This is a genomic window from Micromonospora inositola, from assembly GCF_900090285.1.
Taxonomy (GTDB): Bacteria; Actinomycetota; Actinomycetes; order Mycobacteriales; family Micromonosporaceae; genus Micromonospora; species Micromonospora inositola.
The window spans coordinates 1,048,636-1,063,693 of the sequence record NZ_LT607754.1 but is presented as its reverse complement, the minus strand read 5'-3'; the positions used below and the strand labels follow the sequence as shown (position 1 = coordinate 1,063,693).

Annotated in this window: 13 protein-coding genes; 6 read left to right on the top strand and 7 right to left on the bottom strand. The window is 72.2% G+C overall.

The window, feature by feature from the left end; translation table 11 throughout:
- Positions 1 to 134: 134 nt before the first annotated feature.
- Positions 135 to 1,352, top strand: a complete 1,218-nt coding sequence (gene thrS, locus GA0070613_RS04980; protein ID WP_089011213.1) for a threonine--tRNA ligase — start codon at positions 135 to 137, stop codon at positions 1,350 to 1,352.
- A gap of 5 nt (positions 1,353 to 1,357) precedes the next feature.
- Here the strand turns inward: thrS and GA0070613_RS04975 are convergent, their stop codons facing one another.
- The 3 genes from GA0070613_RS04975 to GA0070613_RS04965 all read right to left on the bottom strand — a co-directional run bounded on the left by GA0070613_RS04975 (position 1,358) and on the right by GA0070613_RS04965 (position 5,743).
- A complete protein-coding gene (locus GA0070613_RS04975; RefSeq protein WP_089011212.1) occupies positions 1,358 to 3,421 on the bottom strand; it encodes an ABC transporter ATP-binding protein in 2,064 nt (687 codons plus the stop codon).
- Between the two features lie 73 nt (positions 3,422 to 3,494).
- The gene (locus GA0070613_RS04970) at positions 3,495 to 5,228 is read right to left on the bottom strand and encodes an ABC transporter ATP-binding protein (protein ID WP_089011211.1); all 1,734 of its coding nucleotides are present in this window, start codon (positions 5,226 to 5,228) and stop codon (positions 3,495 to 3,497) included.
- Positions 5,222 to 5,743, bottom strand: coding sequence for a MarR family winged helix-turn-helix transcriptional regulator (locus GA0070613_RS04965; RefSeq protein ID WP_089011210.1), 522 nt, complete (start codon positions 5,741 to 5,743; stop codon positions 5,222 to 5,224). Before GA0070613_RS04965 ends, GA0070613_RS04970 begins: the two co-directional genes overlap by 7 nt.
- Before the next feature lie 91 nt (positions 5,744 to 5,834).
- Here GA0070613_RS04965 and GA0070613_RS04960 point away from each other — a divergent pair, with 91 nt between their 5' ends.
- Positions 5,835 to 6,389, top strand: coding sequence for a TetR/AcrR family transcriptional regulator (locus GA0070613_RS04960; RefSeq protein ID WP_089011209.1), 555 nt, complete (start codon positions 5,835 to 5,837; stop codon positions 6,387 to 6,389).
- Positions 6,390 to 6,420: 31 nt separating this feature from the next.
- Here the strand turns inward: GA0070613_RS04960 and GA0070613_RS04955 are convergent, their stop codons facing one another.
- Together GA0070613_RS04955 and GA0070613_RS04950 are read right to left on the bottom strand one after the other, a co-directional pair.
- A complete protein-coding gene (locus GA0070613_RS04955; protein ID WP_089011208.1) occupies positions 6,421 to 7,860 on the bottom strand; it encodes a GuaB1 family IMP dehydrogenase-related protein in 1,440 nt (479 codons plus the stop codon).
- A 105-nt stretch (positions 7,861 to 7,965) separates the two neighbouring features.
- Positions 7,966 to 9,717, bottom strand: coding sequence for an acetyl/propionyl/methylcrotonyl-CoA carboxylase subunit alpha (locus tag GA0070613_RS04950; protein WP_089011207.1), 1,752 nt, complete (start codon positions 9,715 to 9,717; stop codon positions 7,966 to 7,968).
- Between the two features lie 131 nt (positions 9,718 to 9,848).
- On the opposite strand from GA0070613_RS04950, the gene GA0070613_RS04945 reads away from it, so the two are divergent.
- The 4 genes from GA0070613_RS04945 to GA0070613_RS04930 all read left to right on the top strand — a co-directional run bounded on the left by GA0070613_RS04945 (position 9,849) and on the right by GA0070613_RS04930 (position 13,611).
- Complete coding sequence (locus tag GA0070613_RS04945) at positions 9,849 to 10,478, top strand: PadR family transcriptional regulator (protein ID WP_231929672.1); 630 nt, start codon at positions 9,849 to 9,851, stop codon at positions 10,476 to 10,478.
- A gap of 123 nt (positions 10,479 to 10,601) precedes the next feature.
- Positions 10,602 to 11,561, top strand: coding sequence for an ATP-binding cassette domain-containing protein (locus GA0070613_RS04940; protein WP_089011205.1), 960 nt, complete (start codon positions 10,602 to 10,604; stop codon positions 11,559 to 11,561).
- 17 nt (positions 11,562 to 11,578) lie between these two features.
- Positions 11,579 to 12,334 (top strand): ABC transporter permease, encoded by a 756-nt coding sequence (locus GA0070613_RS04935; RefSeq protein WP_089011204.1) that lies wholly within the window; start codon positions 11,579 to 11,581, stop codon positions 12,332 to 12,334.
- A gap of 62 nt (positions 12,335 to 12,396) precedes the next feature.
- Positions 12,397 to 13,611: an MFS transporter gene (locus GA0070613_RS04930; RefSeq protein ID WP_089011203.1), complete on the top strand. Its 1,215-nt coding sequence runs from the start codon at positions 12,397 to 12,399 to the stop codon at positions 13,609 to 13,611.
- 117 nt (positions 13,612 to 13,728) lie between these two features.
- On the opposite strand, the gene GA0070613_RS04925 is transcribed toward GA0070613_RS04930, so the two are convergent.
- Both GA0070613_RS04925 and GA0070613_RS04920 read right to left on the bottom strand, forming a co-directional pair.
- Positions 13,729 to 14,382 (bottom strand): O-methyltransferase, encoded by a 654-nt coding sequence (locus GA0070613_RS04925; protein ID WP_089011202.1) that lies wholly within the window; start codon positions 14,380 to 14,382, stop codon positions 13,729 to 13,731.
- Between the two features lie 9 nt (positions 14,383 to 14,391).
- A complete protein-coding gene (locus tag GA0070613_RS04920) occupies positions 14,392 to 15,048 on the bottom strand; it encodes a Maf family protein (protein ID WP_089015760.1) in 657 nt (218 codons plus the stop codon).
- Between the last annotated feature and the right edge of the window lie 10 nt (positions 15,049 to 15,058).

The following is a 15,058-nucleotide window of genomic DNA, read 5'->3' as shown; positions in this document are numbered from 1 at the left end:
GACCACGACGCCGGGAATCCCCGGCGCGCCGCACTGACGTAACCGTCGACGAGGCCCCGGGGCGAACCGCCCCGGGGCCTCGCGGCGTTCCGGGCCGCGTCGCCTTCGGGTCGTACCCGATCAAGGAGAGCGACATGATCGACCACCGCAGGCTCGGCCGGGAGCTGGAGCTGTTCGTCTCCGACCCGCTCGCGGGCTCCGGTCTGCCCATCTGGCTGCCGGCCGGCGCCGCCGCCCGGCACGCCGTCGAGGAGTACGTCCGCGAGCTGGAGCGCCGGGCCGGCTACCGGCACGTCTACTCGCCGCCGCTGGGCAAACGAGAGCTGTTCGAGATCTCCGGGCACCTGGGCTACTTCGCCGACGACATGTTCCCGCCGATGCGACTGAGCGCCGACGACGAGTTCGTGCTCCGGCCGGCGCTCTGCCCGCACCACGCGCTGGTGTTCCGCGCCCGGGGACGCTCCTACCGGGAGCTGCCGCTGCGGATCGCCGAGCTGGGCGGGATGTACCGGGCGGAACGCTCCGGCGTGCTGGGCGGGCTGTCCCGGGTCCGCGCCATCTCCCTGAACGACGCTCACAACTTCTGCGCCCTCGACCAGGTCGGCGACGAGGTACGCGAGATCCTGCGGCTGATCCGCGAGGCGCACGCCGCGCTCGGCGTACGACCGGCCGGGTTCCGGCTGTCGCTGCGCGGGCCGGGGGAGAAGTACGTCGGGGACGACGGCTCGTGGGCGCGGGCCGAGGAGCTGCTCCGCGCCGCGCTCGACGGGGTGGACTTCACCGAGGCGCCCGGCGAGGCCGCCTTCTACGGCCCGAAGATCGACATCCAGATCGTCGACGCGGCCGGCCGGAAGTCCACCATCTCCACCATCCAGCTCGACTTCGACAAGCCGGAGAAGTTCGACCTGTCGTACACCGACGCGGACGGGTCGCGGCGGCGGCCGGTGCTGGTGCACCGGAGCCTGGTCGGGAGCATGGAGCGGCTCTTCGCGTACCTGATCGAGGTGCACGCCGGCGCCTTCCCGGCCTGGTACGCCCCGGTGCAGCTGGTGCTGCTCCCGGTCGACGAGGGGCAGGCCGACGCGGCGGTCGACCTGGTCCGCCGGGCCGAGGCGGCCGGGCTGCGGGCCGAGGTCGACGTGGCCGGCTCGCTGGGCGCCCGGATCCGCGACGCCGCCCGCCACCGCATCCCGTACGTCGGGGTGCTGGGCGTCCGGGAGGCGGCCGACGACCGGGTCACCCTGCGCCTGCGCGACGGTCGCGGGCTGGAGCCGATGCCCGCCGCCGACGCGCTCGCCCTGATCGGCCGGGCGGTCGCCAGCCGCGCGCCCGATCTGCTTCCGGGAGCCTGAGCCCGTCACGACGACAGCGCCCCCTGGACCGACGGTGTCCGGGGGGCCTCGTCGGCCTCGTCGTCGACCACGGCGCCGGTGAACTGGGAGCGGTACAGCCGGTGGTACGCCCCCTGCGCGGCGAGCAGTTGCTCGTGGGTGCCCTGCTCGACGATCCGGCCGTGCTCCATCATCAGGATCAGGTCGGCGTCCCGGATGGTGGAGAGCCGGTGTGCGATGACGAAGCTGGTCCGGTCCGAGCGCAGCGCGGCCATGGCCCGTTGGAGCAGTACCTCGGTGCGGGTGTCCACCGAGCTGGTCGCCTCGTCCAGGATGAGCAGCGACGGTTCGGCCAGGAACGCCCGGGCGATGGTGATCAGCTGCTTCTCACCGGCGCTGACGTTGCTGCCCTCCTCGTCGATCACGGTGTCGTACCCGTCGGGGAGGCTGCGGACGAAGCGGTCCACGAAGGTCGCCCGGGCCGCGGCGAGGATCTCCTCCTCGCTGGCGCCCGGCCGGCCGTAGGCGATGTTGTCCCGGATGGTGCCGCCGAAGAGCCAGGTGTCCTGGAGCACCATGCCGATCCGGCCGCGCAGCTCGTCCCGGGGCATCGAGGTGATGTCCACCCCGTCCAGAGTGATCCAGCCGGAGTCCAGCTCGTAGAACCGCATGACCAGATTGACCAGGGTGGTCTTGCCGGCGCCGGTCGGGCCGACGATCGCCACCGTGTGGCCCGGCTCGGCGACCAGCGACAGGTCGTCGATCAGCGGCTTGTCCGGGTCGTACCGGAAGGAGACGTGCGAGAACTCGACCCTGCCGGTGACCCGGGCCGGTGCGGGCCGGTCCGGGGTCTGCTCCTCGGCGTCGAGCACCGCGAAGACCCGCTCGGCGGAGGCCACCCCGGACTGGAGCAGGTTCGCCATCGAGGCGACCTGGGTGAGCGGCTGGGTGAACTGCCGCGAGTACTGGATGAACGCCTGCACGTCGCCGAGGCTCATCGACCCGGAGGCCACCCGCAGCCCGCCGACCACGGCGATCGCGACGTAGCTGAGGTTCCCGACGAACATCATCGCCGGCATGATGATCCCGGAGATGAACTGGGCCCCGAAGCTGGCCTGGAACAGCTCCTCGTTCTTGGCCGCGAAGGCGGCCTGCACCTCGCGCTGCCGGCCGAAGACCTTGACCAGCTCGTGGCCGGTGTACGCCTCCTCGATCTGGCCGTTCAGCTCACCGGTGTGCCGCCACTGGGCCATGAACCTGCGCTGCGACCGCTTGGCGATCTGCTGGGTGACGATCACCGACAGTGGCACCGCGACCAGGGCGACCAGCGCCAGCAGCGGCGAGATCCAGAACATCATCGCCAGCACGCCGATCAGGGTCAGCAGCGAGGTGAGCAGCTGGCTGAGCGTCTGCGAGAGGGTCTGCGAGATGTTGTCGATGTCGTTGGTGACCCGGCTGAGCAGCTCGCCCCGGGGCTGCCGGTCGAAGTACGGCAGCGGCAGCCGGTTGAGCTTCTCCTGCACCTCGGCGCGCAGCCGCAGCACGGTCCGCTGCACCAACCCGTTGAGCAGCCAGCCCTGCCACCAGGACAGCAGGCTGGCCACCAGGTAGAGGCCGAGTGCGAGCAGCAGCACCCGGCCGAGCGCGTCGAAGTCGATGCCGACGCCGGGCACCACGTCCATCCGGGCCAGCATGTCGGCGAAGTTGTCGTTGCCGGCCGCCCGGGCCGCCGCCGCGGCCTGCTCCGTGCTGGTCCCGGCGGGCAGCTGCCGGCCGATCACCCCGCTGAAGATCAGGTCGGTGGCGTGGCCGAGAAGCTTCGGACCGACCACGCTGGCCGCGACGCTCGCCACCGCCAGGGTGATGATGGCGGCCAGCTGCAGCCGGTGCGGTCGCAGCCGGCCCAGCAGCCGCTTGGCGGACGGCCCGAAGTTCATCGACTTCTCCGCCGGCATGGCGGCGCCCATCCACGGCGGGCCGCCGCGCTGCCCGCCCGGGGGCAGTCGCTTCGGCGTCCGCGCGTCGGCGGCCGGCTGCCGGCCGGCGGGCTGCTGGCCTGCGGCCGGCTTCTGCTCGGGTACGGGCGTCATGCCACCACCTCGCTGCGCTCGGCGCCGCCATGGCCTCCGCGACTGAGCTGCCTGATCCGCTCACGGCGCCCGCTCACGCGGTCACCTCCGCCGCCTGCTGGGACGCCACGATTTCGGCGTACGTCGGGCAGTTCTTCAGCAGGTCCGCATGTCGTCCCATACCGACGACGCCCCCGTCCTCGAGCACGATGATCTGGTCGGCGTCGACGATCGTGGAGACCCGCTGGGCCACGATCACCACCGCCGCGTCCGCGGTGACCGGCCGCAGCGCCGCCCGGAGCCGGGCGTCGGTGCTGAGGTCGAGCGCCGAGAACGAGTCGTCGAAGAGGTAGATCTCCGGCTGGCGGACCAGCGCCCGGGCGATGGCCAGCCGTTGCCGCTGGCCGCCGGAGACGTTCGTGCCGCCCTGCGCGATCGGGGCGTCCAGCCCGCCCGGCATCTCGGCCACGAAGTCCCGCGCCTGGGCGATCTCCAGCGCCGCCCACAGCTCGGCGTCGGTGGCGTCCGGGTTGCCGTACCGCAGGTTGCTGGCCACCGTTCCGCTGAACAGGTACGGCCGCTGCGGCACCAGCCCGATCCGGCGCCACACCTCGTCCGGTTCCAGCAGCCGCACGTCAACCCCGTCGACCAGCACCGCGCCGGCGGTCGGGTCGACCAGCCGGGGGATCAGGGTGAGCAGGGTGGTCTTGCCGGCGCCGGTGGAGCCGATGATGGCCGTGGTCCGGCCGGGCCCGGTGCGGAACGAGATGTCGTGCAGCACGGGCGCGCTCGCCCCGGGGTACTGGAAGGCGACGCGGCGGAGCTCCAGCTCGGCGTGCCTGGTCATCGCGATCATCGGCTCGGCCGGCGGCACCACCGACGACTCGGTGTCCAGCACCTCGACGATCCGTTCGGCGCAGACCGCCGCGCGCGGCACCATCATCAGCATGAAGGTGGCCATCATGACGGCCATCAGGATCTGCATCAGGTACTGCAGGAACGCGGTCAGCGCGCCGATCTGGATCTGGCCGGCGTCGACCCGCTGCGCGCCGAACCAGAGCACCGCGACGCTGGAGACGTTGAGCACCAGCATCACGACCGGGAAGATCAGGGCCATCAGCCGGCCGACGCGCAGCGCGGTCGCGGTCAGGTCGGCGTTCGCGACGCCGAAGCGCGCCGTCTCGTACGGCTCCCGGACGAATGCGCGGACCACCCGGATGCCGGTGATCTGCTCGCGCAGCACCCGGTTGACGGTGTCGATCCGGGTCTGCATCAGCCGAAAGCCGGGCACCATCCGCCGGATGATCAGGCCCAGCGCGACGGCCAGCACCGGCACGCAGACCAACATCAGCCAGGAGAGCCCGACGTCCTCGTTGAGCGCCATCACCACCCCGCCGACGCTCATGATCGGCGCGGCGACCAGCATGGTGCAGCTCATCAGGACGAGCATCTGCACCTGCTGCACGTCGTTGGTGTTGCGGGTGATCAGCGACGGTGCGCCGAACCGGGCGACCTCGCGGGCCGAAAAGCGGTTGACGTGCCCGAAGATGGCCGCGCGTACGTCCCGTCCGAACCCCATCGCGGTCCGCGCGCCCAGGTACACCGCGGCGATCGAGCAGGCGATCTGGACCAGGCTGACCCCCAGCATCCAGCCGCCGGTGCGCATGATGTAGTCGGTGTCGCCCCTGGCCACGCCGAGGTCGATGATGTCGGCGTTCAGACTCGGCAGATAGAGCGAGGCCATCGTGCCGACGAACTGGAGCAGCACCACCGCGACCAGCGGCCGGCGGTACGAACGCAGCTGGTGGCGGAGCATGCGGATCAACATGGACGGCTCCCCGGCGTCGGGTCGGTTGCGGAATCCTCGTGTTGGTTCAACCGACCGACCTCCCCGTCGGACATGCTCGTGATCAGCTCGGTCAGGAACTCCCGGATCACCGCCTTCTTCGCCGGGTCGGCGTCGACGGAGGTGAGCGGGCGGTCGCTGTGGATCAGTTCGGTGAGGTGCTGGGCGTGCCGGCGGCCCTTGTCGGTCAGGGTCAGTTGCACGGTGCGGCGGTCGGCGGCGTCCCGGCGACGCTCGACGAAGCCGTCGCGTTCGAGTGTGTCGACGATGCCGGTGAGGGTGGCGGGCCGGACGAAGCACCGCTCGGCGACCTCCCGGTGGGTGCTGTCACCGGCGCGGCTCAGGATGAACAGCACCCGCATGCCGGCCGAGGTGAGCCCGTGGTGCTCGGCCAGGTAGCGCCCCCAGTGCTGCTCGACGACATGGCCGGCGATCGCGAGCAGTCGACCGAGCGGCGCGTGCTGGAGCATGTCGGGGAAGCGGACGAGCGGTTCCATCTTCACAGTCGTCAGGTTAGCTACCGGACCGTCAGGGGCCAAACTAATTCGAGACACCCCATCTTGTCGTTGGCAAGATATGGTCCGGGGTATGACGACCCGCGGATACCACCATGGCGACCTGCGGCGGGCCCTGCTCGCCGCGGCGGTCGAGGCGATCGACGAATCCGGGCCGGCCGCGCTGAGCCTGCGTGACCTGGCCCGGCGGGCGGGCGTCTCGCACGCCGCGCCCGCGCACCACTTCGGCGACAAGGCCGGCCTGCTCACCGCGCTCGCCGTCGAGGGCTTCGACCTGCTCGCCGAGGCGCTCGGGTGGGCCGGCGACGACCTGCTCGAGATCGGCGTGGCGTACGTCCGCTTCGCGGTCGACCACCGCGCCCACTTCGAGGTGATGTTCGCGCCGGGGCTCTACCGGGCCGACGACCCCGAGGTGGCGGCCGCGCGCGCCCGGGCCGGGGCGGCGCTGCGCGGCGGGGTCGCCACCCTGCCCGACCGGCCGGCCGTCGAGCCCGCCCGGGACGCGCTCGCGGCCTGGTCGATCGTCCACGGCTTCGCCACGCTCTGGCTGGCCGGCGCGCTGCCGTCCGACGCCGGGCGGGACCCGGAGGCCGCCGCCCGCGCGGTCATCCGCCGCCTCTTCGAGTGACCCCGCCCCGTGGTGGACGTCGGCTCGCCGGTCACCAGCTGGTGGGCAGCGGCATGCCTTCGGTGTAGCCGGCGGTGCTCTGCACGCCGACCAGGGCCTGCTCGTGGAACTCGTGCAGGTTGCGGGCGCCGGCGTAGGTGAAGGCGCTGCGGACCCCGGAGATGATCTCGTCGATCAGGTCCTCGACGCCGGGCCGGGCCGGGTCCAGGTACATCCGGGCGGTGGAGATGCCCTCCTCGAAGATCGCCTTGCGGGCCCGGTCGAACGCGCTGTCCTCGGCCGTACGCGCGCTGACCGCCCGGGCCGACGCCATCCCGAAGCTCTCCTTGTACCGGCGGCCGTCCGCGTCGGTGTAGAGGTCGCCGGGGGACTCGTAGGTGCCGGCGAACCAGGAACCGATCATCACGTTGGACGCCCCGGCGGCCAGGGCCAGCGCCACGTCGCGCGGGTGGCGTACGCCGCCGTCCGCCCAGACGTGCCGACCCAGCTCCCGGGCCGCCGCCGCGCAGTCGAGAACCGCCGAGAACTGGGGCCGACCCACCCCGGTCATCATCCGGGTGGTGCACATCGCACCCGGGCCGACGCCGACCTTGACGATGTCGGCGCCCGCCTCGACCAGGTCGCGTACGCCGTCGGCGGTGACCACGTTGCCGGCCGCCACCGGGACCGCCGGGTCGAGCTTGCGGACCGCCCGCAGCGCCGAGATCATCCGTTCCTGGTGGCCGTGCGCGGTGTCCACCACCAGCGTGTCGACCCCCGCCTCCAGCAGGGCGGCGGCCTTGCCGGTCACGTCGCCGTTGATGCCGACCGCCGCGGCGATCCGCAACCGGCCCCGGTCGTCCACGGCCGGCTTGTAGAGGGTGGCGCGCAGCGCGCCCTGCCGGGTGAGCACCCCGACCAGCCGACCCTCCGCGTCCACCACCGGGGCGAGCCGCCGCCGCCCGGCCGAGAGCCGGTCGAAGCCGGTACGCGGGTCCGCGTCCGCCGGCACGGTGTGCAGCTCGGTCGACATCACGTGCCGCAGCTGGGCGAACCGGTCCACGCCCACGGTGTCGGCCTCGGTCACCACGCCGAGCGGGCGGCCGGCCGCGTCGACCACGATCACCGCGCCGTGCGAGCGCTTCGGCAGCAGGTGGATCGCGTCGCCGACGGTGTCGGTCGGGCCGAGCGTGATCGCCGTGTCGTGCACCAGGTGCCGCTGCTTGACCCAGGCGACGACGTTGGCCACCACCTCGATCGGGATGTCCTGCGGGATCACCGCGATGGCGCCGCGCCGGGCCACCGTCTCGGCCATCCGCCGGCCGGCGACCGCGGTCATGTTCGCCACCACCAGCGGGATGGTGGTGCCGGTGCCGTCGCCGGTGGACAGGTCGACGTCGAGTCGCGAGCCCACCTCGGAGCGGGCCGGCGCCATGAAGACGTCGTTGTAGGTCAGGTCGTGCGCGGGAACCGCGCCATGAAGGAACCGCACCCGGACATCATTCCTGCTCGCGCCCGCTGCCGCCGCCGCAGGTGTCCCAAACCACCCACCGGACCGGCCGGACGCCCCTGCCGGCGAGCCGGTCGGGGCGACGGATCAGGCGATGGTGCAGATGGCGGCGCCGGCGGTGATGACCGCGCCGACCTCGGCGGAGAGGCCGCTGACCGTGCCGGCCTTGTGGGCGTGCAGCGGCTGCTCCATCTTCATCGCCTCCAGGACGACTACCAGGTCCCCCTCGGCGACGGTGTCCCCGTCCGCCACGGCGATCTTCACGATGGTGCCCTGCATGGGGGAGGTGAGCGCGTCACCGCTGACCGCGGCGCCCGCCTTGGCCCCGCCACCCCGGCGGGCCGGCTTCTTCGCGGCGGGCGCGGCGGTGGTCGTACCGGCGCCCAGGCCGGCGGGCAAACTCACCTCCAGCCGCTTGCCACCCACCTCGACCACGACGGTCTCGCGCTCGGCCGGCGCCTCGGCGGCACCGGCGGCGGCGGTGAACGCCGGCACGGTGTTGTCGAACTCGGTCTCGATCCACCGGGTGTGCACGGTGAACGGCTCGGCGGTGAACGCGTCGTCCCGGACCACCAGCCGGTGGAAGGGCAGCGCGGTCGCCATGCCGTCGACGACCATCTCGTCGAGCGCCCGGCGGGCCCGCTCGATCGCCTCGGCCCGGGTCTCGCCGGTGATGATCACCTTGGCCAGCAGCGAGTCGAAGTTGCCCCCGATCACGTCGCCGGCCGAGATGCCGGTGTCCACCCGGACGCCCGGGCCGGTGGGGAGTCGCAGCGCGGTGACGGTGCCCGGGGCGGGCAGGAAGTTGCGGCCCGGGTCCTCGCCGTTGATCCGGAACTCGATGGAGTGGCCGCGCGGGGTCGGGTCCTCGGTGAACCGCAGCTTCTCGCCGTCTGCGATCCGGAACTGCTCGCGGACCAGGTCGATGCCGGCGGTCTCCTCGGTCACCGGGTGCTCCACCTGGAGCCGGGTGTTGACCTCGAGGAAGGAGATGGTGGCGTCCGCGCCGACCAGGTACTCGACGGTGCCGGCGCCGTGGTAGCCGGCCTCCCGGCAGATCGCCTTGGCGCTGTCGTGGATCTGGGTGCGCTGCGCCTCGGTGAGGAACGGCGCGGGGGCCTCCTCGACCAGCTTCTGGTGCCGGCGCTGCAGCGAGCAGTCCCGGGTGCCGACCAGGATCACGTTGCCGTGCTGGTCGGCGAGGACCTGAGCCTCGACGTGGCGGGGCTTGTCGAGGTACCGCTCGACGAAGCACTCGCCCCGGCCGAACGCGGCGACCGCCTCGCGGGTGGCCGACTCGAAGAGCTGCGGGATCTCCTCCATGGTGCGGGCGACCTTGAGGCCGCGACCGCCGCCGCCGAAGGCGGCCTTGATGGCCACCGGCAGGCCGTGGTCGACGGCGAAGGCCATCACCTCGTCCGGGCTGCCCACCGGGTCCGGGGTGCCGGGGACCAGCGGCGCCCCGGCCCGCTGGGCGATGTGCCGGGCGGTCACCTTGTCCCCGAGGTCGCGGATGGCCTGCGGGGTGGGGCCGATCCAGGTCAGCCCGGCGTCGATGACGGCCTGGGCGAAGTCGGCGTTCTCGGAGAGGAAGCCGTAGCCGGGGTGCACCGCGTCGGCGCCGGCCTTCCCGGCGATGTCGATCAGCTTGTCGATCCGCAGGTAGCTCTCCGCCGCGGTGTCGCCGCCGAGCGCGTACGCCTCGTCGGCGAGGGTGACGTGCAGGGCGTCCCGGTCGGAGTCCGCGTAGACGGCGACGCTGCCCAGACCGGCGTCGCGGCAGGCGCGGATGACGCGGACGGCGATCTCGCCGCGGTTGGCGATGAGTACCTTGCGCACCTTGGTGGCTCCTCCCGGGAGGTCGATGCCGGGAGTGTATCGGCCGGCCTGGCGACCCTAACGATCGCTCAGTGTGGGATGCCGCACTCGAACGGCGAGCACTAGTCAAACTTGTTTATTACGCTTGTCCGATGTCGGCGACGCGGATGATGATTCTCGGGCTGGTCAAGTGGATGCAGCCGGTGCACGGCTACGACGTGCGCCGCGAGTTGCTGAGCTGGAGCGCGGACAAGTGGGCCAACATCCAGCCCGGCTCGGTCTACCACGCGTTGCGGAAGCTGACCGAGGAAGGGCTGCTCCGCGCGGTCGCCACCGAACAGGTGGGCGGCCGGCCGGCCCGGACCACGTACGAGATCACCGAGAAGGGCGCGGACGAGTTCGAGACGTTGCTGCGCGGACTGTGGTGGCAGTTGCAGGAGCCAACCGATCCGTTCACCGCGGCCTTCTCCTTCCTGCCGGCCCTGCCCCGCGAGGAGGCGGCGGCGGCCCTGCGGAACCGGGCGATGCTGCTGCGTGCCGGCGCCGAGTCGATGCGGGCGGCGATCGACTCCGAGTGGATGCGGACGACCCGGCCGGTGCACGTGGGCTGGATCTTCGAACTCTGGTCGGCCCGCTCGGAGGCGGAGATCGCCTGGTGCGAGCGGATCGTCGAGCGGATCGAGTCCGGAGTGTCGTACCTGCCTGCTGGACTGGTCGGCGGGGAGAACTGGGTCGAGCGGCAGCAGCGGACCGCCGAACCGGGTGACTTCTCCACGCAATAATCAACGTTGACTACAAACGCTATATCGCGTTAGCCTGAGCCGCACAACGGGGGGAGCGCGCCGTCCGGCGTCGTCCCCAGGCGAGAACGGCCGGCGCGCCGGCCCGGACGACCAGGAGCAGAAATGATCGAGACCAGGGGGCTGCGGAAGTCGTTCCGCTCCCGGGCGGGTCGCGAGACGAAGACGGTGGACGCCGTCAGAGGTGTCGACCTCAAGGTGGCGGAAGGGGAGATCTTCGGCTTCCTCGGCCCCAACGGCGCCGGCAAGACGACCACCCTGCGGATGCTCGCCACCCTCATCGAGCCGGACGGCGGTGAGGCCACCATCGCCGGCGCCGACCTGCGCACGGACCCGGCCGAGGTGCGCCGCCGGATCGGCTACGTGGCCCAGGGCGGCAGCACCTGGGACGAGTCCACCGCCCGTGAGGAGCTGGTCCTGCACGCCCGGCTCTACGGGATCGGCAAGGCCGAGGCGCACCGCCGTGCCGCCCGCGCCCTGGACGCCTTCCAGCTCACCGAGTACGCCGACCGCAAGTGCAAGACCTACTCCGGCGGTCAGCGCCGGCGCGTCGAGATCGCCCTCGGCATCATCCACGAGCCGAAGATCGTCTTCCTGGACGAGCCGACCACCGGCCTCGACCCGCAGAGCCGCGCGCACATGTGGGACGAGATCCGCCGACTGCGGGCCGACGGGATGACCGTCTTCATCACCACGCACTACCTCGACGAGGCGGACGCGCTCTGCGACCGGATCGCGATCATGGATCACGGCGAGGTGGTCGCCGAGGGCACCCCGGCCGAGCTGAAGCGCGAGATCTCCGGCGACGTGGTGCTCGTCGGCCTCGACGCCGCCGCCGCCCCGCAGGCGGCCAAACTGCTCGACGCCGAGCCGTACGTCAACAAGCTGGAGACCGGCGAGGAGGGTGGTCTGCGCCTCTACGTCGAGGACGGCGCCACCGCCATCCCGCAGGTGCTGCGCCGCCTCGACCACGCCGGGCTGGACCTGCGCTCCATCGAGCTGCACCGCCCCAGCCTCGACGACGTCTTCCTCACCAAGACCGGCCGCTCGCTGCGCGAGTCCTGAGAACCGGAGACACGACCATGAAGCTCCTCCGCGACACCTGGCTCATCTTCGAGCGCCAGATCCAACTGCTGCTGCGTAACCCGGTCTGGGTCTTCGTCGGCGTCTTCCAACCGGTGATGTACCTGCTGCTCTTCGCCCCGCTGCTCAAGCCGGCGCTGAACGCGCCCACCCAGGCGGCGGCCTACAAGATCTTCGTACCCGGCCTGCTCGTGCTGCTGGCCATCTTCGGTGGCCTGTTCCAGGGCTTCGGCCTGATCGCCGAGCTGCGCGCCGGGGTGATCGAACGGTCCCGGGTCACCCCGGTCAGCCGGCTCGCCCTGCTGCTCGGCCGCTCGCTGCGGGACGTGGTCTCGCTGATCGTGCAGGCGGTCATCATCACCCTGCTCGCGCTCCTGTTCGACCTGCGCGTCTTCATCGGGGACCTGCTGCTGGCGTACCTGATGCTGGCCCTGATCGCGCTGATGACCTCGGCCGTGTCGTACGGCGTCGCGCTCAAGGTCAAGAGCGAGGACGCGCTCGCCCCGCTGATGAACACCGTCGCCCAGCCGGTGCTGCTGCTCTCCGGCATCCTGCTGCCGCTCACCTTCGCCCCCGGCTGGCTGCAGGGCATCGCCGACTGGAACCCGTTCTCCTGGGCGGTCGACGGCACCCGGGCGCTCTTCGCCGGCGACCTCAGCAACGACAAGGTCTGGCAGGGGCTGACCATCACCGCGGTGCTCGCCATCGCCGGCGTGGTCTGGGCCGCCCGGCAGTTCGCCCGCAGCGTCCGCTGAGAGGAGAGACCTGCCTCTCATCCGGGGCGGGGCACCGGTCCGACGCTTGTAGCGTAAGGCCAGTGCCCCGCCTCACCCATGACAAGATCACCCAGCTGACCTACGCTCAGCTGGGGCTGTGGGGCTTCTTTCTCTACGGGTTCGGCCCGGTCGTACCGCTGCTCCGCGACGAGCAGGGCACCAGCGCCGCCGTCGCCGGCCTGCACAGCACCGGCATCGCGGTCGGCGCGCTGCTCGGCGGGGCGATCTTCGCGCCGGTCGCCCGCCGCCTCGGCCGCGGCCCCACCATCTGGCTCGGCCTTGCCGGGGTGGCCGCCGGCGTCACCGCGCTCGGCCTCCTGCACCCGCTGGCGGCGACCATCGCCTCGGTGGCGGTGATCGCCACCTTCGGCATGATGGTGATCAGCGGTGTCAGCGTCGTGCTGACCGCCCGCCACGGCGATGCCGCCCCCGCCGCCCTCACCGAGGCCAACGCCGCCTGCGCCGGCATGGGCATCCTCGCCCCGCTGGTCATCGGCGTCACCGTCGACGCCGGCCTCGGCTGGCGGCCGGTGATGGCCGTCGAGGTCGGGCTGATCGCGCTGGTCGCCCTCGCCGCCCTGACCTTCCGGGTACGCCTCCCGCACGCCGCCCCCGCTGCCGCGGCTGCCGACCGACCCGTCGGGGTGACCGCCGCGGACCGGCTGCCCCGGGCGTACTGGATCGCCTGGGTGCTGATGGCGGTCACCGGCTCGATCGAGGTGTGCCTGTCGCTGTGGACCGCCGACGTGCTGCGCAGCCACGCCGGGCTGAGCGCCGGTAGCGCGTCGGCGGCGATCGCCGCGATCGTCTGCGGGATGTTCGTCGGCCGGCTGGCCGGGGGCCGCTTCGCCCTGCGCTGGCCGCCGGTGCCGCTGCTGCTGGCGGCGCTGACCGTGTCGCTGGCCGGCTTCGCCCTCTTTTGGATCGCCCCGATGGGCTGGCTCGCCGTCACCGGACTGGTCGTGCTCGGCCTGGGCAACGCCCTGCACTACCCACTGGCGATCTCCATCGCGCTCGCCGTCGCCGGGCCGGCCGCCGACAAGGCGGCGGGCTGGGCGTCGTACTCGATGGGGGTGGGTTTCGGCATCGCGCCGGTAGCGCTGGGGTGGGTGGCCGACGGGGTGGGTCCGCACCTGGCCTTCCTGCTGCTGCCCGCCTTCATCGCGGCGGCCGCGCTGCTCACCGTGCGGCTCGGCCGCGCCCTGCGCGCCGCCCGCCCCACCGACGACCAGGCCCCCGTCCCGATCCCCGCCTGAGCCCGGGCGTACGGTCAGGCTGTCATCTCTGGCGCGGCGGTTTGATCGACTCCGTCTCGCCGAGATGGCGGCATCCGAGGCGTCACCCCGGCTTGATCAACTCCGTCGCGGGCGGCTTCAGCGCACCCGGGCGAGCGTGACGCCGTCGGCGATCGGCAGCATCACCACATCCACCCGGACGTCGGCCAGGATCTCGTCGTTGAACGCGGCGATCGCCCGGTCGTCGGCGTTCTGCGGGGCGAGTACCCGGCCGCCGCGCAGCGTGTTGTCGACCGCGACCACCGCGCCCGGACGCATCCGCGGCACCAGCTCGTCCCAGTAGATCGGGTAGCCGACCTTGTCCGCGTCGATGAACGCGAAGTCCAGGTACCGCTCCCGGGGCAGCTCCCGCAGCGTCTCCCCGGCCGGCCCGATGCGCAGGTCGATCCGGTCGTCGACGCCGGCGCGGACCCAGTAGCGGCGGGCGATGCTGGTGTACTCCTCGGAGATGTCGAAGCAGGTGAGCCGGCCGCCGTCGGCCAGCCCCCGCGCGATGGCCAGGGAGGAGAGGCCGGTGAAGGTGCCGACCTCCACCGCCTGCCGAACCCCGAGCAGCCGGGTGAGGAAGGTCAGGAACGCGGCCTGCTCGGGTGCGACCTGCATGGTGGCCTGGTCGGGCAGCGCCGCCCTGGTCTCCTCGGTGAGCTCACGGACGATCTCATCAGGGGCGGACCCGTGCGCGACGAGGTAGGCGTGCAGTTCCGGGGTCAGCGGCAGCGGCTTCGTGCTCATGACCGGACGTTAGCCGAGATGCTCGATCTCCTGGCCCCCCGGCGCGACCTTCGTCCACAGGGCAGTCACGCTCAGCTCCAACTCGCCGAGAAGGTTGCGCAGCAGCGGCAGGCTGAGCCCGACCACCGTGCCCGGATCACCCTCGATCCCGGTCAGGAACGCGCCGCCCAACCCGTCGATGGTGAACGCCCCCGCCACGGCCAGCGGCTCGCCCGTCGCCACGTACGCGGCGATCTCCTCGTCGCTGATGTCGGCGAAGTGCACGGTGGTGGAGCCCACCCCCTCCGCCCGCGCCTCGCGGGTGACGTCGATCAGGCAGTGCCCGGTGTGCAGCACACCGCTGCGCCCCCGCATCCGCTCCCACCGTCGGGTAGCGTCCGCCGCGTCGGCCGGCTTGCCGAGGATCTCCCCGTCGAACGCGAGCACCGAATCGCACCCCAGCACCAGCGTCCGCTCGTCCGGCGTCGACCGCAGCCGACCCAGCACCGCCTGCGCCTTGAGCCGGGCCAACTCCAGGCACAGATCCTCGGCCCGGTCACTCACCACCTGGGACTCGTCCACCCCGCTCACCAGCACGTCGGGTTCGATCCCGGCGGCCTGGAGCAGCTTGCGGCGAGCGGGACTCTGCGAGGCGAGCACGAGACGTGGCGGTACGGAGTTCAGCACCTGATCGACG

Excerpts from the sequence above, each read along its gene's own strand:
- GA0070613_RS04975 (WP_089011212.1), bottom strand. The coding sequence starts at position 3,421 with ATGACGCCCGTACCCGAGCAGAAGCCGGCCGCAGGCCAGCAGCCCGCC.
- GA0070613_RS04925 (WP_089011202.1), bottom strand. The coding sequence starts at position 14,382 with ATGAGCACGAAGCCGCTGCCGCTGACCCCGGAACTGCACGCCTACCTC.
- GA0070613_RS04945 (WP_231929672.1), top strand. The coding sequence starts at position 9,849 with ATGTCGGCGACGCGGATGATGATTCTCGGGCTGGTCAAGTGGATGCAG.
- GA0070613_RS04935 (WP_089011204.1), top strand. The coding sequence starts at position 11,579 with ATGAAGCTCCTCCGCGACACCTGGCTCATCTTCGAGCGCCAGATCCAA.
- GA0070613_RS04940 (WP_089011205.1), top strand. The coding sequence starts at position 10,602 with ATGATCGAGACCAGGGGGCTGCGGAAGTCGTTCCGCTCCCGGGCGGGT.
- thrS (WP_089011213.1), top strand. The coding sequence starts at position 135 with ATGATCGACCACCGCAGGCTCGGCCGGGAGCTGGAGCTGTTCGTCTCC.
- GA0070613_RS04960 (WP_089011209.1), top strand. The coding sequence starts at position 5,835 with ATGACGACCCGCGGATACCACCATGGCGACCTGCGGCGGGCCCTGCTC.
- GA0070613_RS04970 (WP_089011211.1), bottom strand. The coding sequence starts at position 5,228 with ATGTTGATCCGCATGCTCCGCCACCAGCTGCGTTCGTACCGCCGGCCG.
- GA0070613_RS04965 (WP_089011210.1), bottom strand. The coding sequence starts at position 5,743 with ATGGAACCGCTCGTCCGCTTCCCCGACATGCTCCAGCACGCGCCGCTC.